The following is a 21569-nucleotide window of genomic DNA, read 5'->3' on the forward strand; positions in this document are numbered from 1 at the left end:
TTAAAATGTCAAATTCAATCCAAGTACATAGTTCGTGGTCGAAGGGGCGTTGCTGCCGACTGTCAGGAATCTTCTTAGACTGTTTGACAGGGGCACCGCCGCGTTTTCATTACCATAAGAGTTTGGTTCAGGATCCATCCCGGACTCTTTATGATAAGGCGAGAAAAATACAAAAGGATTTTGCACGGTGAAGTAAGTGCGCAGGCGCATGTTCGCGTGCTTTGAGAGCAGCTTGCTGAAATCATAGCCAAGCGTCATTGTCCGGATTTTGAGATAGGATGCATCAAAGTAACCGAGCGTACTGCCATATTTCGGATTATCGCCACTCAGGATGCCGCCTGGTTTCGGATATTTTGCTCCTGTGTTATCCGGCGTCCAGTAATCTTCCTGAACGTTATTACTGCGGCCTGTCATCAGGTTCAGATAGCCACCTGAGCCGTACAGGCTACTGATGAGCGTGCCCCCTTTCTTAAAGGCACCTACAACACTAAAATCAAAGCCTTTATATGCCACACGCGTATTAAAGCCGCCTTCGAATTTAGGATCAACATCAATGATCTGACGATCGGCAGCCCCGATAGCCCTTGTTGGCTGACCGTTGGCGTCATAAGTACCGGTATACAACACTTTGATCATGCCCACATTTCCGCCCGGTTCAAGGGTGCTCAGGTAAGGGTCGCCAGACTGCCACAATCCTATTTTCTTGTAATCGTATATGGCGTTTATATTATGGCCCACGAACCATGCGTTGCCCTCATCACGTGTCTGACCTGAAGCAAGCGCCACAAGTTTATTCCTGTTTCCATAGATATTAATACCCAAATCCCAGGTAAACCCGTTTTTATTGATGAGCGTACCATTCAAACTTAACTCAAGCCCCTTGTTCTGAGTCCGCCCAACGTTTGCTGTATAACTTCCAACCCCTGCGGTAGGCGGCAGCCCTACGCCCAGTAAGATGTCGTTTGTGTTTGTAACATAATATTCAACAGTACCTGATAAGCGATGTTTAAACAAAGAAAAGTCTATTCCATAGTTCCATGTCTTGGAATATTCCCAACCTAAAGTTGGACTTGGAAGCTGGGTTACATAATAGCCCGTCGCATAGTTTGTGTCGCCGAAATTATACTGACGCGTACCCAAAGTACCTAATGTCTGATAAGCGTTTACTGCCTGGTTTGAGGTTTGCCCAAAGCCAGCGCGCAGTTTCAAATTATCTATGACCGAAATGCCTTTCATGAAAGACTCGTTCATGATATTCCAGCCTGCTGAAACCGCAGGATAAGTGTGCCATTTATGACCTGGAGCTAAACGGGAAGAGGCATCCGAGCGCACGGTGGCAGACAGCAGGAAGCGGTCATCGTATGAATACATCACACGCCCCATGTAGGACATCAGGCCGCTCTGGCTGTAGTTGCCGTTGCCGATTGTGATTTCGCCGGTTGCTGCACCCAAATTATAAAACTGGAAAGCATCAGCTGGAATATCTTTGGCCGACATGCTGGAAGAATTGTACCTGGTTTGCTCGGTAGAATACAGGGCCACGACATTTATGTTATGCTTTTGAGCGAAAGTATGGTCGTAGGTCAGCAAATTTTCAACCGCCCAGTGATATTGGGCTGAGTTGCTTACGCCCGCTGTTGACGGCGTTGTAGGCGTGGCACTGCCAATCCCAACTCCGGTATAATTGCCGTTGTTGCTTTGCACATAATCGAGACCAAGGTTTACCCTGTATTTCAGGCCTTCTACCCACGGAATTTTTACTTCGCCATAAACGGAGTTGTATGTGGCGTAATTTCTTGTTTCGTTGAGCCATTGATCGTGGAGGTTATTGATGATGCCTTTGGTCAATACGAAACTTTCGGACAGTGGCGTTTTAACGGTTCTTTTCAGGCTTCCGTCCGCATTATAGGGATTGGCAAGGGGCGAAAGTCCCAAAACACTACCAACGCCCACCTGGCTGCCTTCAGTAAGGTTATAGTTATTGTTAGTGGTAAAGCCAACTTTAACGTATTTGCCTACATTCTGGTCAACAGATCCTCTCATGGAGTAGCGGGTATATTGCTGCGTGGGAATAAGGCCCTGATTTTTATAATAGCCGCCGCCGAAATTATATGTACCCGTTTGGCTGCCTCCGGAAACACCTACGTCATTACTGAAAACCATACCGCTTCTGTAAAAAAGCTTCTGCCAGTCGGTATTAACATCGTCCGCTTCGTCTACGGCGTTGGTATACAGGCCTGCCGCTTTACGTAGTTTTAAAAATTCGGGACCGGTCATCATCGGGTACCTGGCGAAAAGTTTTTGCTCCCCATAATAGGCGTTATAGGTAATTTTCGCAGCTCCTCCCACCTGGCCCCTATTCGTGGTAATAAGTACAACGCCGTTTGCTCCCCTCGAGCCATAAATAGCTGTGGCGGAAGCATCCTTAAGAATATCGATACTTTTAACGTCGTTAGGGTTAATATCTCCAAGAGAGCCGGTAAAAGGGATACCGTCAAGTACGATCAAAGGATCATTGCTTGCAGTAAGCGACCGTTGGCCCCTGATCAGGATCTGCATCGTTGCACCTGGTTTTGTAGAAGTTTGAGAAACCTCTACGCCGGGTAACCTGCCTTGTATAGCCTGGCTGATATTAGGCGCTGGAATATCACGGATGCGTTCGCCGCTGATCGACGCGACTGAGCCTGTTACAGCTTCCCGCCTTTGGCTACCATAGCCGATAACGATCACATCGTTAAGGCTGTTACTGCTTTGGCTAAGACGAATGGATAAATGGGATTCCCCGTTAATCTGGATTTCCTGGTCGGCATAACCAATAAAAGTCACAATAAGCGCCTTCTCGGTTGGAGGAACAGTTATGGTGAAATTGCCGGCAACATCGGTTACTGACGTTGCTTTAGCTGTTTTTGCCCTTACGGTAGCGCCCGGTAAAGGCAGACCCTTCTCATCGACTACGGTACCGTTTATTTTCCTGCCTTGCCCAAATGCTGTAAGGCTGGAAAGCAAAACCGCCAGCAGCAGCAAGAATGGTTTCTTTTGAATAGTTTGTAATGATTTTTTCATAATTCAGGTTTAAAAAAATTGAAGTTTTTGTGCCATGGAGCAATTCGCCCAGGTTTGAATTTTATATGCTTCCCGTCCGGGCCTCTAATCAGGTTTTTCATTTTATAGTTTGTTAAATCAAAAAGGTAACTTTATTATGACCAGCTTCGCAATCGATTGCGAAATTGATGGTGACATAATGCGGACCTTAATCCGGACGATATCAAATAAATCAGAATGTTTTTTTTAGTTTATAAATTGTATATGGCGGCAGGAATGCCCTCATAGCTATGCCGAAGATCATCGCTTTAAAGGGATTAGGGTAGGACAAATCGCAAAATTCGTGATACATTTGTTCAATGATGCCATTATGGGTGGTTTCTGCAGTGTTGCCGAATTACTTTGCCTTGAGAGTCTGACCACCCGAATATCCGGAATGCTGCTTCCGATACATGACCATTGTATAAAAAGATGGCTGCGGAGCTATAGGACGCCTTAAATTGCAGGAGTGGGCTTGTTTTTAGACATATTCCTTTTGATGATCATGTACTCCGACGGTAACATGCCGAAGCGTGTTTTAAAGATCCGCGAAAAATAACTGGGTGTGCCGAAGCCTGTGATATAGGCGATCTGAGCTACATTATAATCACTGATTTCCAGCAACTGGGCTGCTTTGTCAAGTTTGACGTTGCGGATGTACTCCACCGGGGTTTGCCCCGTAATTTCCAGAAGTTTGTAATAAAGTGATCCCCTGCTCATGCCCACATGCCGGCTCAGTTCTTCAACTGACAGCCCCGGCTCACTTAATTGATCTTCTATATATTTCATGATCGAATTTAAAAGCTTTACGTCGGCCGACTCCATTTCAACCTGTGGGCTAACCATCTGTATCTGCCTGGAATATGTATCCTTTAGATTTTTGTTCAGGTCAAGAAGGTTATCGATCTTGGTTTGCAGGATTTGGAAATTAAAAGGCTTCGTAAGATAGTCATTAGCGCCTGTTTTGAGGCCTTTTAACTGATGCTCTTCCCCTGTTGTTGCCGTTAATAATATTACAGGGGTATGGCAGGTGCGCTTATCGGCTTTAATTTTTTTGCTCAACTCAATCCCATCCATGTGGGGCATGTTGATATCACTGACAACCAGGTTAACATGGGCGCCAAGTGTTTTTTGCCATCCTTCTTTACCGTGGGCCGCCTCAATAATATGATAGTATTTTTTCAGGTGATCCGACAAATAGGAGCGGAATTCGTCATTGTCCTCTACCAATAGTACGGTTGGCTTTAGTTCAGGGTTTTCATTGCCGGTCTGCCTGTCTTTAACGTTTTTTCCATTAGAAACGGGAGGTGTTTCGCAGGTACCGGCCTCCACCGCAGCGGTGAGCGGAAGCCTTACTAAAAAGCTTGTTCCCTGTCCCGCTATACTTTCCGCCTGAATGGTGCCGCCGTGAAGTTCTACAAATTCCTTGGTTATGGAGAGGCCTATGCCGGTACCCTGGTTGACTATTGCACTGCTTTGGCGCGATTGATAAAAGCGTTCAAATATTTTTTCGAGATCATCGGCCTGTATACCAATTCCGGTATCAGTAACCTTAAGCAGCAAGCCTGTGCTCAACAACGAACTCTTTTCAGTCCGTGCGCTTACAGAAACCACCCCGCCGGCAGGGGTGAATTTAAACGCGTTAGACAACAAGTTGAAAATAACCCGCTCCAGTTTATCGGGGTCAAAGTAAGCCCGCACCTCTTCCTGTTGCACATCAACTTCCAGTGTAACCTGTTTTTTTAAAGCAAGATCCTGAAATGCTTCGCACGACTCGGTGATAAAAGACATAATCTCTCCCGCCGAAAGGCTGAGCTTCAACTTTTGCTCTTCCATTTTACGAAAGTCAAGCAACTGGTTGACCAGGTTGAGTAACCTGCGACCATTTCTATTGATCATTTTCAGATCCTCGATGTCATTCCCCGGAACAGATTTTTCGAGCAGTTTTTCGACCGGGGCCAGGATCAGCGACACCGGGGTTCGAAACTCGTGGCTTAGATCCGTTAAAAACTTTATTTTCAGCACGTCCAGCTCATGCAAACGTTCAGCTTCCCGCCTTTCCTGTTCAATAAGCTGACTAACTTGAAGTTTCTCCTGGGCCTGCTCAAATTGCCTCCGGATCTTCTGAATACCACGTCTCCTTATGAAAAACAAAGCCGATCCTAAAATAACCACGTAAGCAATATAGGCATAAACTGTTCGCCAAAACGGCGGCAATATAGTTATCCTGATCGTCGTCACCGGGTTATTCCAGTGGTTTTCATCTTTACTGGCCATCACCTCAAAACTGTATGTCCCGGGATCAATATTGGTATAGCTGGCTGTCCGAATATTTTGAACATAATTCCAGGCTTTATCAAAACCTTTTAGCCGGTAAGCATATAAATTCTGTTTAGGAGATGTATAATCCAGTGCCACATAGCCGATGGAAAAATTTTGGCCATATTTCAAAGTGACTTCTTTTGCGGTACTGATATGCTCATGAATCGGCGACTCATTTCCCGGATTTACTATCGCATTATCAACGGTTAAATTGCTTAGAATTACCCGTCCGGGACGAGAGACAACCGGTAATCTCGATGGATTAAAAAAATTAAAGCCGTCCTGACCTCCAAAATAAAGATTGCCGTCCCGGGTTTTAATTCCTGAGCCTGAAGAAAAAGCTCCTTGCTGTACGCCGTTTTCGTTAGTAAAATTGCGGAAAACCCTTCTTTTGTAATCAAACGAACTGATTCCGCGATCTGTGCTTAACCACAGGAAACCTTTATCGTCTTGCAAAATTAATTTTACGAAGGAATTAGCCAGGCCCTGATCTTCACCGTAAGAAATGAATTTTTTTGATTTCTCGTCAAAGTAGCTAATCCCCTGTTTGGTGCCAGACCAAACACTGCCGTCATTGGTTACAAATAAGTTCAGTACCACGTCGTCGGCCAGTGCCGAATTTTTTTATTGTAATGCGTCCACTTTTGATGCTCAGTATCAAGCACTACAATTCCAGTTCCCATCGAAGCAATCCACATGCGCCCGTCCCGGCCCGGAATAACAGAAGAAATAAAACCGTTAACGGGTAAACTCCGGCTCTGGCCGCCGGCCCCGTTTTGACTTGTCAGATGTGAAAATGATTGGCTATTTTCATCATATATATCTATTCCCCGACCCAGTGTACCTATCCAAATTCTGCCACTCGCGTCGGCGTTAATACAAGTAATATCATTGCTACAAATTCCATGACCATTGCCGTCAGCTGTATATTGTACATATCTATGAGTAGCGGTGTCGATTCGGAAAAGCCCGTTATGGTAAGTTCCCGCCCACAAGTTTCCTTTCCTATCGATATAAAGTGATGTTACGGCCAGTGAGCTTCCGCGGCGTTTCAACTTACTTTGTATATCATACGAATGCAAAAGACCTGTCTTTTTGTCGAGCAAAGCAATACCTGCGTCGGTCCCTACAAAAATGTCACCGCTGCTGCATTCCGCGAAAGCGGTTACAAGCGGCGATTTTAAACCGAGAGGATCGAAAGGGTCACTTTTCTTGTGATTGAAGAGTGCAAGATGAGGGTCGTATTTTCCGATCCCTTCGGTAAAAGTTCCAACCCAATATATACCTGCAGGGTCAATAAATATGCTGCGTATGGAATTGCTTTTCAGGCTGCCCGCATTCCTGGGATCTGCGGTCAATTGTTGAAAAACCTCCAGTTGAGGATCGAATAAATTGACCCCACCCTCTGTTCCGATCCAGATCTTTCCGTCTTTAGCCAGGCACATCGTGAAAATTGCGTTATTGTCCAGACCCAGGGGCGATTGATTGCCAGAACGAAAAATTTCAAAATGCCCGTCATCTGTCCACTTGTTCAGCCCGTCGTACGTACCAAACCAAATGCTGCCTTTTCTATCTTCAATGATTGCTTTAACCGTGTTATTACTTAACACGTACCTGTCCTGCTCATTGTGCGAAAACCTTTTGAAGGAATTTGATGACCATTCATACAGGTATAACCCATAATTGGTACCAACCCACATCCGCTGTCGACTATCTTCGAACAAAGAGAGCACGACAAACGCGCCCGCGTCCTTTTTATCAGGTTCCGGAATCTTAACAGGCGTAATTCTGCCGGTTTTCGGATCGATTATCCGGAGGTCTTCATAGGTGCCTACCCATAATTTGCCCTGGTGGTCCTGGCAAATAGCCCTGACTGATATGTCTGAAATTTCTGGCCAGGAACCGTCTCCCCTGAAAGGCTCGAATCGATCAAACTTGCGGTTGTAATAAGAAAGCCCCCTCCGCTGGTACCAACCCATATCCGCCCACTTTTATCTTCAAACATTGACAAAACTTCGTTGGAAGGAATACTATTACCAGATGCGCCATGCCTGTAAATAACGAAATTACTGCCATCGAATTTATTAAGCCCGTTTCCCGTTCCAAACCACATCAATCCAAACCGGTCTTTTATAATGGTATTTACGGTATTCGAAGACAATCCTTCTTTTATTGTAATAGATGTAAAGTTTATAGCAGCCTGTCCATAAATTTGAGATGGGACGCACAAAAAGAGCAGGCATGTCAATATATAACAGCTTTTAAACTTAAGCATGATTAAAATTTGATGAATAGTCACTCGCAGCAACCAATAAAGGCTTCAGTAATTTATTTTAATTGGTGTTGTTTTGACAAATATAACCCGGTTGATGCAAATATCATTGTTAATTTATGACTATATGGTATTTCCAGGCTTATCCTCAAAGATTTCGTCCTTTTATCAGGCGGCTGCGGGTCTTATCGCCATCATTTTTGGGATATCCCAGACTGTTTAAAAACGTATGTAAAAAAGAAAATCCGCCGATTTCTTGCGAAACTCGGCGGATTTTGCGAAAAAGATGCGGAGATCGGATTATTCAGGGCCTCAAAAACAACTCCCAAACACGGTTTTTGGGCTCTGAGAGTAGTTTTGTGCCCTCAAGCGCATGGAATATAATGGCCAAGACCTCCGAAATATCCATATACTTGATCTAATCGAACGCGAAAAACTTTTATTCAATTGCATTTGCGTGGATCTGCTTCAACGCTGATAGTCAAAACTCCGCCGCCAAATTAAGGCAACATGATTTCTGCAACATTGCGTTGGTTATAAAGATTCCAATGCGCTTCTGCCACCTCTGCTGCTGTTATCGTTGGCATTCCATCCGGAAAATCCCCTTTGTGTTTACCCTCACTTACAACCAAAGCACCAATTGACACAATACCAGCAAAAATGCCGTCCTCTTTCAGGTCCATGTTGAGCAACCGCGCATAATTTAATAAAGCGCCTGCGGCAACGCCGAAGCTGGCGGTTCTGTTTACTGGATGCTGGGCGGAGGATGCCGTAGTAAACAAGACGCTACCGTCTTTCCTTTCCAGCATTTGTGGGAGTACAACCTGCACGGCAGTTATTGCAGCGAGTACCTGGTAGTCGAGATGATATTGTTCATTTGCTATATCTATATTCCGGGCAGTCCGCATACTTTCCCAGGTGGGGGTCGGACTGAATTCCAATATATCAATTGCTCCGTAATGGTGGATAACCTCTTGCAGCGCGCTGGTCAACTGCCCCCGGTCTAATATATCGGCCTGGAAAGTTGCAGCCTCAATGCCTTTTTTAACAGATCGTCTTTCAGCGCATTTAGTTTTTCCACATTTCTCGCAAGCAGCGCAACATTGTAGCCTTCAATTCCGAATTTTTCTGCCACGGCAAATCCTACACCCGGACCCGCACCCACAATGGCTATTGTTTTTTTCATCTTTATTCTTTTTGTTTTTTCATTGATCGGTTAATTTGTACAGTCATTACCGGGCGCACAGGTATTACCCTGTCTAACATGGATCAGGCCGGGGTTGTCCTTCTTCCATTCAGCGTAAGCAGTTTGCAGTACTTTAAGAATTTCAGTACCAGGCTGAGCGCCAGCGATGGCATATTTGCGATCTATTACAAAGAAAGGAACCCCTTTTGCCCCCAGCCTGGATGCTTCTGCACCGTCGGCTTCTACCTGATGTTGAAAAACAGGATTGGTGAGGGCTTCTTTTACCTCTGTAGCCGTCAGGCCTATACTGATTCCAAGTTCTGTTAGAACCGCATCATCAGAAAGATTCTTGCCCTCTGTGAAATAGGCATAAAACAGTCGTTCTTCTGCTTTTTCTCCCAGTCCCTTTGTTTTTGCCATTTGGATAATACGATGCGCTTTCAGCGAGTTAGTGACAAGCATTTTATCGAACTGATAGTCAAGACCTGCATTCTCAGCCATCCTTGCTACCTGTTCATGCATGGCAACTGACTGGTCATAGCTGATCCCTTTACGTGCAGCCACAAACTGGTACATGTTTTCCTGATACCGCGGCACTTCCGGCATGGCAGGGTCAAGCCGGAAACTTTTCCATTCTACCTCTATATCATCCCTGTCAGGAAATTTTGCCAGGGCAGCCTCAAAATTTCTCTTGCCGATATAACAAAACGGGCACATCACATCGCTCCAGATCTCTATTTTCATTTTTCAGCGTTTTGCGGTCACCGGATAGTTTAGTTTTCTGAAATAATAGTAGGATACACATAGTATGGCAAACGGGATCAGCGGTGCTGTACCTTTTGCAGGGCCATCAGCGAGCCAGTGCCCCAGGCTTGCGGAAAGCAGCAATATTCCGAAAGCGACATAAGCCCATTCTTTGAACATAACGGGTACGGCGGGGATGAGGATAATTATGGCGCCAACGATCTTACAGATGTCTAATTCCAGACCAAAGTAAACCGGGAAGCCAAGTCTGTGTATGGACTCTATTAAATACGCTTTCGGGGCAAAATAGGACGGCAGCACAATCAGCGCCATGGCGATAATGATAACTATCCAATAAATTCTTTTTTCTTTCTGCATGGTTCAAATATTTACGGCACAAAATTATTTTGAAGTAACTTTATAAATGTTATCTGTTACCCTTTGGAAACCGGTTTCCTCTATGAAACTAAGCCGCTAACCATAAATCGACCATCGTAATTTTGCAGTATATGAATACAAAAAAGCAAGCCCCGGAAATACCTGATTGTAAAGAGCAATTGATTGCGATAAAGGATACAATGATCTTATTATCTGGGAAATGGAAAATTCAGATTATCGGATGGCTTCTGCTATATGGCAAGGTGCGGTTTATGGATCTGCTGCGTGGAATAGATGGTATTGCTGCCAAAATGCTTTCCAAAGAGTTACAGGAACTGGAGCAAAATCAAATAGTAGTCCGGACCGTGATGCCTACGAAGCCGATAACGGTGGAATATGAGTTAACAGAACATGGTAAGACTTTAAGCGGAGTAATTGAAGCTATTTCGGCCTGGGGAGTTACGCATCGTAAATTCCTGTTTAAAAAATAAGCTAAACAGGAATTCTATTATGCATACTGACGCCAACTAAGTTGAAACCCTTAGGATCCTTTCCGCTTTGTCGAGCATAAGCCCATTTTGCGGCAAATACCTAAAATACACAAGACCTTTTCATCTCTATTAATGGTTACAAAGATCAACGCCGAAAGTGCTTTGTCGGTTTATCATTTAGGCGCGTTGATTGATTACCTTGAACAATTGGCCTTAAGCCTTCTGGAGCAACCTCTTGCATGCTTTTTTCATGAAGAACTTTTCAGAAAGCTTTATCTAAGCGATTTTAGCCTGTTTTGGTGGTGAATATGACGTAATTTTTGAAAAAAATTTCTTGAATAAGCCCCCAAACAACCTGATAAAGCACAAAAAAAGCATTTACAAATCGTAAATACTTGATTATCAAGTGGATAATATCGGATTATTCAATACCTCCAAAACAACACTCAAACGCTGTTTTTGAGGCTCTGAGAGGTTTTTTTTGTTATGCATTTTCGTGTTTTTGGCTGACTTTTGTCAGAGTTTCTTCGAGATAAAAACGATTAAAATCGCAGTTTTTAATACTGTAAAAGCGGTTTTTGAAGATCGTTCAAAAAAAGTCTTTCACCAGATTAAGAATTATTTTCAATTTTTCACCGTTTTTGAGTGTGTTTTTTTATGAAAAAATGACCTATTAACCGGAAATATTTTGCCAACTTATGACGTGATACTTTGTTCTCTTTTCATTTTCAGGTCCACCATAAATCAGCGTCTTATTTACCTTTGCAGGAGCTGCAATTTCTTCAAACCGATCCATTTCCTTAAACAAAGCGGTACTTATAGTTTGTGTTGCCTTTATCTCAAAAATGGAAAATTTTTGACCCTCTTTCATTAGCAGATCAACCTCATGAGCATTACTATCCTGCCAAAAATAATAATCCTGATGCAGGTATAAATGGTGGTTCTGTTTTTGATATTCCGCCAGGATCATGTTTTCAAATATGTGCCCTTTCAATCTATTTTCTTCCAGTTCTTCGGTAGTTCTTGTTCCCAATAAGTGATTTAAAAGGCCAGTATCATAAAAATATAATTTAGGACTTTTAATCAACCGCTTATTAAAGTTTTGATGGTAAGGCTGCAAAAGAAATACAATGTAGCTACTTTCAAGTATAGACAGCCAGGCTTTGGCGGTGTTATGTGAAATATCGCACTCATTAGCCAAGGCACTAAAATTCAGTAATTGCCCCGCACGACCAGCACACAAACCTAAGAAGGTACGAAATAGCTTAAGGTCCCTTATGTTCATTAATTCTGTCACATCTTTTTCAATGTATGTCTGAATATAATTAGCATAAAAAATAGCCGGATCAATATCCCTGTCAAATATGGCCGGATAAAATCCTTTGATGCTTGCCTGCGTGTATGAATTTTCTAATAAACCTGTTCGTTTTAACTCCGTAAAATCTAACGGCAGTAATTTGAATAAAGCAACCCGGCCTGCCAGAGTTTGTGTAATATTATTTAACAGATGGAAATTTTGAGAACCTGATAAGATATATTGCCCCATCATTTTAGATTCTGTCAACCCTGCCTTGTATATAAGAAAACAGTTCCGGCACCCGTTGCACCTCGTCAAGGATAACTTTCTGGTCATACTGATTTAGAAAACCAATCGGGTCATCCAAAGCAAACGAGCGGGTATTGGGGTTTTCAAGACTTACATAGCGGTAATCACTGAACAACTCTTTCAACAAAGTAGTCTTACCTGATTGTCTTGGTCCGGTAACAGCCAATACCGGAAATTTGTTTTTTGAGCCTTTATAATAGGCGAAATTTGTCTTTGAATAAATTTGCTCATAGCTATAAATCTAAGTAAAGGTAAGAATTACTTACAATTTACATGGGTTAAAATTACAAAATACATAAGGATTACTTACGATTTGCATGAATAAAGTAACGCATCATACTTTTGTATGTAATCCGATTTACTATCTGAAAATAATGGGTATTAATTAGTTTCATAAATTTGGAGAAAGCTAAATGAAAGATGACCGATTAAATTTATACAAGTCCCTATTCAAAGGCAGGGAAGATGTATTTGCATTAAGATGGGAAAAAGGTGGTAAAAGCAGCTATATGCCAGCTTACAATTTTGATCCCCACCGATATAGGTTGCATCAAATGAAAGGCGGTACTTTTCAAACCTTTACTGATAAAACATATCAATCGTTAACAGATGACCATTTAATAAAACACCTTAAAGGCGAACAGGTTATCGGCTTGTACCCATTGTTACAAGATAACACTTCCTGGTTCATTGCGGCAGATTTTGACGAGGCGAATTGGATTGAAGAATGCAGAACATTTATTAAAATTTGTGAGGAATATGATATACCAGCTTACTTAGAACGCTCACGTTCCGGCAAAGGCGGTCACGTTTGGATGTTTTTTGAAGCGCCTTATGAAGCATTCAGAAGCAGAAAGATAATGATGACGTTGTTGCAGAAAGCAGGTTTAATTTCTGTATTCGATAAAAACTCAAGCTTCGACCGGCTTTTCCCCAACCAGGATTATCATTCAAAAAAAGGATTAGGCAACCTTATTGCTTTGCCTTTAAATAAAACGAGTTTGAGTAATGGCAATAGCTGTTTCATTGATCCCGAAACCTTACAGTCATTTGATGACCAATGGGCTTTTTTAAAAACAATCAATAGGATCACTACAAGCCAACTCAATTATATTTATAAAGAGCAAACAAATCAAGATGAAATTTCTACAGGACTATTTCGAAACGAACAACCCATTACAGGAAAGTTGGCAATTGTGTTGCGTAACGAAATTCATATCAGCCGTATAGGTTTACCTGCCTCACTTGTTGCTTTTCTAAAAGAAGAGCTAAACTTTGCCAACAATGAGTATCAGGTAAAAAGAACATCAACAAAAACACATTCGGTGTAAAGCGTTATTTTAAATTGGTTAACGAAACGTCAGAATCGATTTCAGTTCCAAGAGGTTTTATTGGAAGGTTGTTGCGTTTCTGTAAAGAGCAACAAATTGAGTATGTTCTTCAAGATCAAAGGAAAAAAGCAGAACCTGTTAATTTCAAAGGCTCAATAACACTACGGGAGTATCAATTACCCGCGCAGCAAGCGGTTTCTAAAAAGGATTTTGGAGTTATAGTTGCTCCACCCGGCTCTGGTAAAACGGTTTTAAGTTTAGCTATCATAAAAGATAAACAGCAACCGGCACTCATTTTAGTTCACCGTAAGCAGTTGGCCGATCAGTGGATAGAACGAATAGAATCTTTCCTGGGTATCCCTAAGGAAAATATTGGTCGCATCGGTCAGGGAAAAAAAGGCCTGGTAAGCATATTACTGTTGCCATGGTCCAAAGTATGGAAAAAGCATTGGAATCAACAGAGGCTATGGAACTAATGAATGCTTTTGGTACCATTATCATTGATGAATGCCACCATATACCGGCGGAAACCTATCAGCGGGTTATTGGGAAACTGAATAGTTATTATATGTATGGGCTTACAGCTACACCATTCAGAAAATACAACGATGGCAAATTGATATTTATCCACTTGGGTGAGATAATCCATGAAGTTAAAGCGCCGGAGGTACAAAATCAAACGGGTACGCAGATCATCCTCAAAGATACTGACCTGTTTGTGCCGTTTAATACCAAAACAGATAAGTTCGAAACACTTTTTAAGATTTTGATCCATGATTCAACACGGAATCAACTCATTTTAAATGATGTAGTTTCACAGCTAAATGCTGGTAAGAAAGCTGTTATCATCACAGAGCGGAAAGAGCATATTACCTCCCTACAACAATATTTAAAACAACATTACGACACCATTGCGTTGAGTGGTGAGGATTCCGACTTAAGTAAAAAATCCAAATGGTTAGCTATAAATAAAGGCGATTTCCAGGTATTGATCACAACAGGCCAGTATTTTGGCGAAGGAACTGATATTCAAAACATAGAATGTTTATTCTTAGTTTATCCATTTGCTTTTGAGGGTAAACTCATTCAATATATTGGCAGGGTGCAACGATCAGAAGTATCGCCTGTTATTTACGATTATCGTGACCATAAGATCAGCTACCTGGAAAGGCTATTTCAAAAAAGAAACCTGTATTATAAGAAGCTTGATCAAAATGGTTTAACAACTCCTATAGATGAAAGTGAAATAGTAAGTGATCAAATCAATGAGAAGATTGAGGTGCCAATTGAACAATTAGAGTTCAGATTTGGCAGCATTGCTTTCAAATATCCCATTGCTGAATTTCATGGCAAGGAGGTCGAGTTTGAGATTGAAAACCTGAATGTTAGACCGGAGTTTACCGTACTTAAACCATACTTTATCCGGTTTCTTAAAAGCACAACAGCATTAGTTAATATCCGGGCTACTTTTCAATATAACAGGTTGGTATTTAAATCGGCCTCTTCTAATGATCTTGATAAATTAAACCGCGAGGTTATTGAAAGTGTCAAGTTCCGGTTCTTGAATAAAGAAATCATCAAGAGCATCCCGGCAAGCGAAGAAAATTTATTGGATTCGGGTCAATTACAGGGAGGTCAATTACAGGGGGCGGTGAGCAATTGCTTTACACCAACGAAGATGACCTTTTGGAAAACATACTGGCTCTTAAGCAATATAAACATCACCGACACCTCCGTTACCTTTCTCAAAAACACGAACGAACGATACTGAAGCTCCGTTTTGTATTAGAACCTTTCTCCTTTGTATTTTTACTTTCCGGTAATAATCAATATCATTTGGTTTGGGAAACATTAGACACCGAAGAAGCGACCTATATATGGCATATAGAAAAGTCTGTTTATGAACTTGAACGAAGTATCAAGAAGATAGATGGGCTGCTTGGACAGATACGAACAAAGGGGCGGCAGCAATATCTTGAAACAAATCCCGAACATTTTAGCCGTATCGTACATGACTATTCAAAAGACTCAAAAGGGCTTATTATTTGGAAAGATTTATTGGAAGAAAAACTGTTCTAATTCATTTCCAAAACATTCCTTGTGGAGAATAAATTATTTTAAACAGCAGTAATTAAACTACTTACTTCCAGCGGTTTAAAATATTGTAAAAAGAAGTCCGCCATCAGGGAGCCATGAAAAAATGCCTAAATAATTGAAAATCAATTATTTAGGCATTCAAGTGGAGAATATCGGAGTCGAACCGATGACCTCTTGCATGCCATGCAAGCGCTCTAGCCAGCTGAGCTAATCCCCCGTGGTGGGCTGCAAATATAGAATTTTGTGAATTAAAATGAAATTCTATTGTTATTTATTTTATCCGATCCTGTCCCAGCGCCTTTACCGTCGGCTTGTTTAATTTAAACTTAAAATATACATGCACCTGGCCTGCCCTAAATTGCTTCACGGGCGGGAACAAAAGCTTATAAAAAAGTAAAGCCCCTGATGGGCAGGGGCCTTTACTAACCAATTATAAACCTAAATTATGAGAAGACTACTTTATGTATTGCGTTATTTTTAACACGGTGTAAAAGTAACACTAAGTTTTGATATTCGGAAAATATATTTTGTAATTGTTTTGTAAGTTTTATTAATTACACTACCATCCGGTATCTTACTGTCAAAAATAAGAATAAAACATTATTAATTTACTAATTTTTTCAAATTATTTGATAATAATTATTACTTCGTTCATTTTTATTCAAAAATGATACGATTTTATTTATAAAGTTTACAAAAATTTAATTTTAAATGATTTTTAAAGTAAAATTAGAATTTAAACCCGGCTTAAAATTAAATTTCAAAGCGTCTTTTGTTTTTAAAGCAAAATAATCGCTAATTTTTCTTTAAAAAACTCCAAAATACCACATTTTTTTTGCCTTAATACTGCTTTTAGCTCTTTAAAGAACGATTGTCTGCTAAAACAATTTATGTTCTAAACGCACTTGCATAATAAAAATTACTTTACAAAGGCTTTTTTTAAAGATGCTTTAACACTTTTGCAGCAAAAACATACTGCCTTTTAAAATATGTCATCAACACATACCGCAAAACAACATCCGCATCTTACGCCATTAACTTTATGGATCATGACCATAGCTACAGGTTTGGTGGTAGCAAACATATATTATAATCAACCATTACTGGCCGATATGGCGAATACTTTTGGCGTAAGCGATAAAAAAGCGCAGCAAATATCGCTTTTTACGCAAATTGGCTACGCTACAGGTTTATTATTTATAGTGCCATTGGCGGATATGCTTAAGCGTAAGCGTCTTATTTTAATTGATTTTGTGCTCATGATCATATCGTTAATAGCCTGCGCCATGGCGCCTTCGGTAACTATACTTATGATAGCGGGTTTTTTGGTGGGCGTATCATCGATTATTCCGCAATTGCTGATCCCAATGGCGGCCCACTTAGCCAAGCCACATGAGCGGGGTAAGAAGATTGGCTTTGTAATGAGCGGCTTATTAATCGGCATTTTGCTGTCACGCACATTAAGCGGTTTTATAGGCGAGCATTTTGGCTGGCGAAGCATGTTTTATATAGCCGCCGGGTTAATGTTGCTCATCTGGATTATGATATTTTTGTTTTTGCCCGAAATTGAACCCGATTATAAAGGCAATTACGGTAAATTGATGAAATCATTGATCCATTTAGTAAAAACCCAGCCTAAGTTAAGGTTGGCAGCATTCAGAGGGGCTTTATGTTTTGCCGGTTTCAGCGCATTTTGGACAACGCTGGTATTCCTGTTAAAACAGCCTCAGTTTAATGAGGGCAGCGCCGCTGCGGGTATGTTTGGCCTTGTTGGCGCTTTCGGTGCGGTAGCCGTTGGCTTTATGGGGCGCCTGAGTGATAAAATGGACGCATACAAATTATCAATTTATACACTTTCGCTTATCCTGATCTCTTTTATTGTATTCTATTTTTCGAGCCATAGTATAATAGGGCTCATCATCGGGGTTATTCTGCTTGATATGGGTGTGCAGGCTACTCATATCTCTAACCAGTCTATTATTTTTGCATTGATCCCGGAAGCCCGCAATCGTATCAATACAGTGTACATGGTGTCTTATTTTATAGGCGGGGCTTTAGGCACGTTCTTCGCCAGCCTGGTTTGGAAAAACTACGAGTGGAACGGGGTATGTGCTATTGGAGCTGTCCTATCGGTAATAGTAATAGCGGTGCATTTGTTATACTACAGGAAATCGTCCGGTAATGCACCTGATGTTCGGTAACGCATACCTGTTTATCTGGTCCGAATGGCTATCCCGGGTAGAGTTGGCCAAAAAAATTAAATTTTTTCTCCTAAAAAAAATCACTGTATTACAGCCATTTACACCAAATTGTAAAATAAATCTGAATTTTTAATGACTTTTTTTGCTCTCCGATAAAAGTTTGGCATTGATTTAGATTGGTACTTATCAAACGCAGTTGTTATGAAGGCAAAAGACAAAGCGGTTAAACCTGAAGAAGAGAAAGAGTGGGAAAACCCAGTGGAACCGACAAAAACTTCAGACCCACGCGATGAGGAACAAATATTAAGGCAGTATAAAGAAGCAAAACGCCGCCACGATAACCTCACCGAAAACGGGAACGAAAAAAAGAAAGACTAAAACGAAGACATTAAAATATTAAAGCATTCAAATAAAACATTCAAAACCTACAACATGAAAACGCAAAAACAAACATCAACCACCAAACTAATAGCAAGCTTTGATAATGCACTTAAAAACATCATCATGAGCGACTTAAAAGCTATTAAAACTAAAACGCCCTATTTAACGCCGGCAGCTTAAACTAAATATAAAAAACATCACCTACACTACATCTACCTATGAAAGCATATAAACCAACCCCCGCAATAACTAAATTACTTGCACGCTTTGATGCCGAATTATTGGAGCTGTTGAGGGAAGATCTGAAAAACTACAGGGCCAAAACCCAATTCATGAGCAACAACAAGCAGGTAGCAGCACAGCAAACGCTGTCTGCCGCTTGATCAACATATATATATCTACCTATCGAGTACTAACATCACCTATGAAAACGTGGAGCCCTGCAAAAACAGGGCTCTATTTTTTTAGTAAAGCCGGGCAAGCTTAATGCTATCTTTGTTTAATATTAAATAACAATATATTAACACTTTGGTCACCTAAAGTAAATGCCTGAAACGGTTATTTGGGTAAAGCGGCGGGCGAATGGCCTATGCGGTTGAACATCATATTGCACCATCTATTTACGAGTGGTACCGTTAACCAGGTGATGAACAAATCGGTTACGGTCAATTGATCCTGCACGAGCAGGAGCTAAAGACTGATTGTCTGTATGGTGTATTGTTATCTGTGAAATTACATACTCTACATAAATACAAACATTATGGACCAGGTTAATTATCCCATAGTAACAATTGTTGTTATTGCTGTTATTATTTTGCTGGTTTGGATCATCAGGCGAAACCAGAAAGATGAAAAAAGCTGGAACAGGATATCATCCAATCCGAACTAAAACCAGAAGAAAATAATGATAAAGAAATAGAATCCTGAGCTTGTTGTTAAAAACAACCTGGCTAAATAGCATTTCCCTGCGTCATTGCGTACAGCAATAATGGTCTTTTACTTTAAAGAAGTCGCTGAATTTACTGTGATTTCCTATCTGCTTCAGTATATTTAACAATTAACCCGGCTGTTTTGGCTGATGCGCCCGGTTGCCCCATGCGCACATCAAGCTCGTCATAATTATTGAGTATATTTTGGCGATAGGTTACATCATTGACAATCAGTTTTAACTCTTCACTTATCTTGTTAGCCGTACACTCTTCCTGGATCAACTCCTTCACTACCGCTTTATCCATGATCAGGTTAACCAACGATATAAATTTAAGCTTAACCAGCATGCGCGCTATGGCGATGGTTAATTTCCCGCCTTTATAAACCACTACCTGCGGCACATCAAACAGCGCGGTTTCAAGTGTTGCGGTGCCGGAAGCTACAATAGCTGCATGGGCATGATTCAGCAGATCATAAGTGCAGTTAAATACAACGGGGATCTCTTCGCGGTTTAAGTAAGGCGCATAATAATCAGCCTGAAAAGCCGGTGCACCGGCAATTACAAACTGGTATTCAGGAAAGTTGGCCGAAGCCCGGATCATATCGGGCAGCAGTCTGCTGATTTCCTGTTTGCGGCTGCCGGGTAACAGTGCTATAATTTTCTTTTCGCCAAGTTTATTTTTTTGCAGAAAATCAGGGTCAGGATTAAATGCTGAAACCGAGTCAAGCAAAGGGTTACCTACATAATCAACATCCATTCCCCACTCTTTGTAAAATGCCACTTCAAAAGGCAATATGCAAAACAGGTGGTCAACAATGCGTTTGATCTTTAACACCCGCTTCTGGTTCCAGGCCCATACCTTGGGCGAAATATAGTAGTTAACCGGTATGCTGTTAGCTTTGGCGTATTCGGCTATTTTGAGGTTAAAGCCGGGAAAATCTATCAAGATCAATACGTCGGGGTGGTAAGCAGAGATATCCCGCTTGCACGATCTCATGTTTTTAAGAATGGTTTGCAGGTTGGCAACCACTTCAACAAAGCCCATAAAAGCCATATCGGCATAATGTTTTACCAGTGTGCCGCCCTCGGCCTGCATCAGGTCGCCGCCAAAAAACGGAAATCAGCATCAGGGTCAAGCGATTTGAGTGCTTTCATCAAATTAGCCCCGTGCAAATCGCCCGAAGCTTCGCCGGCTACCAGGTAATATTTCATTATAGAGATTGCAATTTAAAAATGAATATGGCCAGCATAAACAAAAGCGAGATCATAGCGATACCGTTTCCCGTTTTATCGGCCCCTTTGCCATAAAAATAACGGATGATAAACAAATTGATGGCAAAAGCGACAAAGTAGGGAATGCCCGGCTTATGCAAGAAAACCAGTTGATTTTTAAGCAGAAATCCAAAAACAAACAGACTAACGCCTGGCAGTATAGCGCCGATGAGCAGGCCTAAGGATACGTCGTTTTTGTTTAGCATAATTACAGGTTGAATTTCCAGTTGTTTAAGTAGGGGATAACGTGGTGTGCGGTCATATCAAACTGCACCGGCACAACCGAAGCATAACCCTGTTCCAAAGCCCAGACATCGGTATCCTCGCCACCATCATTTAATTGAAAAACACCGGTAAGCCAGTAATAAGGCCTTTTATGCGGATCCATGCGTTCATCAAATTCTTCGGCCCATTTGGCCGCCGCCTGCCTGCATATTTTAATGCCTTTAATGTGTTTGGTGCCAGGAAAGTTTACATTTAACAAACTGGCTTGTGGTAAACCATGGGCTAAAACCTGTAAAGCAAGTTCTTTTACAAACTTGATGCAAGGCTCAAAATCGGCCTGTAAAGTATAATCATCTAACGAAAAACCTATCGACGGGATACCCTCAATGGCTCCCTCAACCGCTGCCGACATCGTGCCCGAATACAGCACATTGATAGAGTTATTAAGGCCATGGTTAATGCCCGAAACACAAAGATCAGGCTTTTTACCTTTAAAGATCTTGTTAACAGCCAGCTTCACGCAATCAACCGGAGTACCCGAGCAGCGGTACATTTCAATGCCCTCGTAAATGTCAACCTGGTCAAGCCGTAAAGGTTTGCCGATGGTAATGGCATGCCCCATACCTGATTGCGGACTATCCGGAGCAACAACTACAACACGGCCAATTTCGGCCATGGCATCCATCAGGGCTTTGATGCCCGGCGCGGTGATGCCATCGTCATTTACAACAAGTATGGTGGGTTTGGTAACTTTCATTGGGCAAAGTTAACAATCCTCAACAATGTAACCCGGCCAGGCTTATTCTACTTTTAATTTAACCGAGTTTACCCAAATGGCATCCCTGTCAAAACTGGCTTTGAAATTCCGAAGCATAAAGTTTTTGTCCGCTTGTATTTTGCCTCTGAAAACCTGTTTGCCGTTTATGTTTACAACAACCGGTTGCTCCAGGTTTACCATTAGTGGGCTAATCATTATCTCTGTTTCTTTTACACCCGATGTTTCAAGGTTGAATGTATTATTGAAAAATGTCCCTTTAACGGCGGCGCTTTT

20 protein-coding genes, 1 tRNA gene and 4 pseudogenes are annotated in these 21569 nt (G+C 41.6%); 11 read left to right on the forward strand and 14 right to left on the reverse strand.

The window, feature by feature from the left end; genetic code table 11:
* The 7 genes and pseudogenes from ACRQ5D_RS07360 to ACRQ5D_RS07390 all read right to left on the reverse strand — a co-directional run bounded on the left by ACRQ5D_RS07360 (position 1) and on the right by ACRQ5D_RS07390 (position 9983).
* A complete protein-coding gene (locus ACRQ5D_RS07360; protein WP_431199335.1) occupies positions 1 to 3063 on the reverse strand; it encodes a SusC/RagA family TonB-linked outer membrane protein in 3063 nt (1020 codons plus the stop codon).
* 474 nt (positions 3064 to 3537) lie between these two features.
* Entirely contained in the window at positions 3538 to 6003 is a 2466-nt protein-coding gene (locus tag ACRQ5D_RS07365; RefSeq protein WP_432328608.1) for an ATP-binding protein, read from the reverse strand.
* Entirely contained in the window at positions 5994 to 7382 is a 1389-nt protein-coding gene (locus ACRQ5D_RS07370; protein ID WP_431199338.1) for a ligand-binding sensor domain-containing protein, read from the reverse strand. The genes ACRQ5D_RS07365 and ACRQ5D_RS07370 overlap by 10 nt, the downstream gene beginning before the upstream one ends.
* Positions 7383 to 7396: 14 nt before the next feature.
* Positions 7397 to 7678 (reverse strand): annotated as a pseudogene (locus tag ACRQ5D_RS07375) (two-component regulator propeller domain-containing protein); the annotation flags it as partial.
* A 497-nt stretch (positions 7679 to 8175) separates the two neighbouring features.
* Positions 8176 to 8861 (reverse strand): annotated as a pseudogene (locus ACRQ5D_RS07380) (SDR family NAD(P)-dependent oxidoreductase).
* A gap of 30 nt (positions 8862 to 8891) precedes the next feature.
* Complete coding sequence (locus ACRQ5D_RS07385) at positions 8892 to 9605, reverse strand: DsbA family oxidoreductase (protein ID WP_091169625.1); 714 nt, start codon at positions 9603 to 9605, stop codon at positions 8892 to 8894.
* Between the two features lie 3 nt (positions 9606 to 9608).
* Positions 9609 to 9983 (reverse strand): DoxX family protein, encoded by a 375-nt coding sequence (locus ACRQ5D_RS07390; RefSeq protein WP_091169623.1) that lies wholly within the window; start codon positions 9981 to 9983, stop codon positions 9609 to 9611.
* A 131-nt stretch (positions 9984 to 10114) separates the two neighbouring features.
* On the opposite strand from ACRQ5D_RS07390, the gene ACRQ5D_RS07395 reads away from it, so the two are divergent.
* Together ACRQ5D_RS07395 and ACRQ5D_RS07400 are read left to right on the forward strand one after the other, a co-directional pair.
* On the forward strand, positions 10115 to 10474 hold the full coding sequence (locus ACRQ5D_RS07395) for a winged helix-turn-helix transcriptional regulator (RefSeq protein WP_091169620.1): 360 nt from the start codon (positions 10115 to 10117) through the stop codon (positions 10472 to 10474).
* Positions 10475 to 10606: 132 nt separating this feature from the next.
* Positions 10607 to 10780 (forward strand): hypothetical protein, encoded by a 174-nt coding sequence (locus ACRQ5D_RS07400; RefSeq protein WP_176844487.1) that lies wholly within the window; start codon positions 10607 to 10609, stop codon positions 10778 to 10780.
* A gap of 367 nt (positions 10781 to 11147) precedes the next feature.
* Here ACRQ5D_RS07400 and ACRQ5D_RS07405 read toward each other — a convergent pair whose 3' ends face one another.
* Complete coding sequence (locus ACRQ5D_RS07405) at positions 11148 to 12038, reverse strand: ATP-binding protein (protein ID WP_432328609.1); 891 nt, start codon at positions 12036 to 12038, stop codon at positions 11148 to 11150.
* Positions 12025 to 12246 (reverse strand): AAA family ATPase, encoded by a 222-nt coding sequence (locus ACRQ5D_RS07410; protein ID WP_432328610.1) that lies wholly within the window; start codon positions 12244 to 12246, stop codon positions 12025 to 12027. Before ACRQ5D_RS07410 ends, ACRQ5D_RS07405 begins: the two co-directional genes overlap by 14 nt.
* Positions 12247 to 12493: 247 nt before the next feature.
* Here ACRQ5D_RS07410 and ACRQ5D_RS07415 point away from each other — a divergent pair, with 247 nt between their 5' ends.
* The 4 genes and pseudogenes from ACRQ5D_RS07415 (at position 12494) to ACRQ5D_RS07430 (ending at position 15490) form a co-directional block, all read left to right on the forward strand.
* Positions 12494 to 13411, forward strand: coding sequence for a TOTE conflict system archaeo-eukaryotic primase domain-containing protein (locus ACRQ5D_RS07415; RefSeq protein WP_432328611.1), 918 nt, complete (start codon positions 12494 to 12496; stop codon positions 13409 to 13411).
* A gap of 71 nt (positions 13412 to 13482) precedes the next feature.
* Positions 13483 to 13949: pseudogene (locus ACRQ5D_RS07420) on the forward strand (DEAD/DEAH box helicase); the annotation flags it as partial.
* 30 nt (positions 13950 to 13979) lie between these two features.
* Entirely contained in the window at positions 13980 to 15182 is a 1203-nt protein-coding gene (locus ACRQ5D_RS07425) for a DEAD/DEAH box helicase (RefSeq protein WP_431200966.1), read from the forward strand.
* Positions 15183 to 15247: 65 nt separating this feature from the next.
* Complete coding sequence (locus ACRQ5D_RS07430; RefSeq protein ID WP_431199340.1) at positions 15248 to 15490, forward strand: hypothetical protein; 243 nt, start codon at positions 15248 to 15250, stop codon at positions 15488 to 15490.
* Between the two features lie 161 nt (positions 15491 to 15651).
* Here ACRQ5D_RS07430 and ACRQ5D_RS07435 read toward each other — a convergent pair.
* Positions 15652 to 15725 (reverse strand) — tRNA-Ala (locus ACRQ5D_RS07435).
* Between the two features lie 772 nt (positions 15726 to 16497).
* Here ACRQ5D_RS07435 and ACRQ5D_RS07440 point away from each other — a divergent pair.
* The 5 genes from ACRQ5D_RS07440 to ACRQ5D_RS07460 all read left to right on the forward strand — a co-directional run bounded on the left by ACRQ5D_RS07440 (position 16498) and on the right by ACRQ5D_RS07460 (position 18979).
* The gene (locus ACRQ5D_RS07440; RefSeq protein ID WP_218134436.1) at positions 16498 to 17709 is read left to right on the forward strand and encodes an MFS transporter; all 1212 of its coding nucleotides are present in this window, start codon (positions 16498 to 16500) and stop codon (positions 17707 to 17709) included.
* A gap of 201 nt (positions 17710 to 17910) precedes the next feature.
* Entirely contained in the window at positions 17911 to 18087 is a 177-nt protein-coding gene (locus ACRQ5D_RS07445) for a hypothetical protein (RefSeq protein ID WP_167516293.1), read from the forward strand.
* A gap of 54 nt (positions 18088 to 18141) precedes the next feature.
* Complete coding sequence (locus ACRQ5D_RS07450) at positions 18142 to 18270, forward strand: hypothetical protein (RefSeq protein WP_255485329.1); 129 nt, start codon at positions 18142 to 18144, stop codon at positions 18268 to 18270.
* Positions 18271 to 18308: 38 nt separating this feature from the next.
* Positions 18309 to 18473 carry a hypothetical protein gene (locus ACRQ5D_RS07455; RefSeq protein ID WP_158604167.1) on the forward strand — a complete coding sequence of 55 codons (165 nt, stop codon included), beginning with the start codon at positions 18309 to 18311 and terminating at the stop codon, positions 18471 to 18473.
* A gap of 377 nt (positions 18474 to 18850) precedes the next feature.
* Positions 18851 to 18979: a hypothetical protein gene (locus tag ACRQ5D_RS07460; RefSeq protein WP_413321523.1), complete on the forward strand. Its 129-nt coding sequence runs from the start codon at positions 18851 to 18853 to the stop codon at positions 18977 to 18979.
* Positions 18980 to 19109: 130 nt separating this feature from the next.
* Here ACRQ5D_RS07460 and lpxB read toward each other — a convergent pair.
* The 4 genes and pseudogenes from lpxB to ACRQ5D_RS07480 all read right to left on the reverse strand — a co-directional run bounded on the left by lpxB (position 19110) and on the right by ACRQ5D_RS07480 (position 21491).
* Positions 19110 to 20233: pseudogene (gene lpxB / locus ACRQ5D_RS07465) on the reverse strand (lipid-A-disaccharide synthase).
* Complete coding sequence (locus ACRQ5D_RS07470) at positions 20233 to 20499, reverse strand: hypothetical protein (protein WP_091169321.1); 267 nt, start codon at positions 20497 to 20499, stop codon at positions 20233 to 20235. The pseudogene lpxB and the gene ACRQ5D_RS07470 overlap by 1 nt, the downstream one beginning before the upstream one ends.
* A 2-nt stretch (positions 20500 to 20501) precedes the next feature.
* Entirely contained in the window at positions 20502 to 21275 is a 774-nt protein-coding gene (gene surE, locus ACRQ5D_RS07475) for a 5'/3'-nucleotidase SurE (protein WP_091169318.1), read from the reverse strand.
* 42 nt (positions 21276 to 21317) lie between these two features.
* The gene (locus ACRQ5D_RS07480; RefSeq protein WP_432328612.1) at positions 21318 to 21491 is read right to left on the reverse strand and encodes a hypothetical protein; all 174 of its coding nucleotides are present in this window, start codon (positions 21489 to 21491) and stop codon (positions 21318 to 21320) included.
* Positions 21492 to 21569 lie beyond the last annotated feature (78 nt).

Source organism: Mucilaginibacter sp. P25 (assembly GCF_050859465.1).
GTDB lineage: Bacteria > Bacteroidota > Bacteroidia > Sphingobacteriales > Sphingobacteriaceae > Mucilaginibacter > Mucilaginibacter gossypii.

Excerpts from the sequence above, each read along its gene's own strand:
- ACRQ5D_RS07360 (WP_431199335.1), bottom strand. The coding sequence starts at position 3,063 with ATGAAAAAATCATTACAAACTATTCAAAAGAAACCATTCTTGCTGCTG.
- ACRQ5D_RS07370 (WP_431199338.1), bottom strand. The coding sequence starts at position 7,382 with ATGGGTTGGTACCAGCGGAGGGGGCTTTCTTATTACAACCGCAAGTTT.
- ACRQ5D_RS07385 (WP_091169625.1), bottom strand. The coding sequence starts at position 9,605 with ATGAAAATAGAGATCTGGAGCGATGTGATGTGCCCGTTTTGTTATATC.
- ACRQ5D_RS07390 (WP_091169623.1), bottom strand. The coding sequence starts at position 9,983 with ATGCAGAAAGAAAAAAGAATTTATTGGATAGTTATCATTATCGCCATG.
- ACRQ5D_RS07395 (WP_091169620.1), top strand. The coding sequence starts at position 10,115 with ATGAATACAAAAAAGCAAGCCCCGGAAATACCTGATTGTAAAGAGCAA.
- ACRQ5D_RS07400 (WP_176844487.1), top strand. The coding sequence starts at position 10,607 with ATGGTTACAAAGATCAACGCCGAAAGTGCTTTGTCGGTTTATCATTTA.
- ACRQ5D_RS07415 (WP_432328611.1), top strand. The coding sequence starts at position 12,494 with ATGAAAGATGACCGATTAAATTTATACAAGTCCCTATTCAAAGGCAGG.
- ACRQ5D_RS07425 (WP_431200966.1), top strand. The coding sequence starts at position 13,980 with ATGTATGGGCTTACAGCTACACCATTCAGAAAATACAACGATGGCAAA.
- ACRQ5D_RS07440 (WP_218134436.1), top strand. The coding sequence starts at position 16,498 with ATGTCATCAACACATACCGCAAAACAACATCCGCATCTTACGCCATTA.
- ACRQ5D_RS07445 (WP_167516293.1), top strand. The coding sequence starts at position 17,911 with ATGAAGGCAAAAGACAAAGCGGTTAAACCTGAAGAAGAGAAAGAGTGG.
- ACRQ5D_RS07450 (WP_255485329.1), top strand. The coding sequence starts at position 18,142 with ATGAAAACGCAAAAACAAACATCAACCACCAAACTAATAGCAAGCTTT.
- ACRQ5D_RS07455 (WP_158604167.1), top strand. The coding sequence starts at position 18,309 with ATGAAAGCATATAAACCAACCCCCGCAATAACTAAATTACTTGCACGC.
- ACRQ5D_RS07460 (WP_413321523.1), top strand. The coding sequence starts at position 18,851 with ATGGACCAGGTTAATTATCCCATAGTAACAATTGTTGTTATTGCTGTT.
- ACRQ5D_RS07470 (WP_091169321.1), bottom strand. The coding sequence starts at position 20,499 with ATGCTAAACAAAAACGACGTATCCTTAGGCCTGCTCATCGGCGCTATA.
- surE (WP_091169318.1), bottom strand. The coding sequence starts at position 21,275 with ATGAAAGTTACCAAACCCACCATACTTGTTGTAAATGACGATGGCATC.
- ACRQ5D_RS07480 (WP_432328612.1), bottom strand. The coding sequence starts at position 21,491 with ATGATTAGCCCACTAATGGTAAACCTGGAGCAACCGGTTGTTGTAAAC.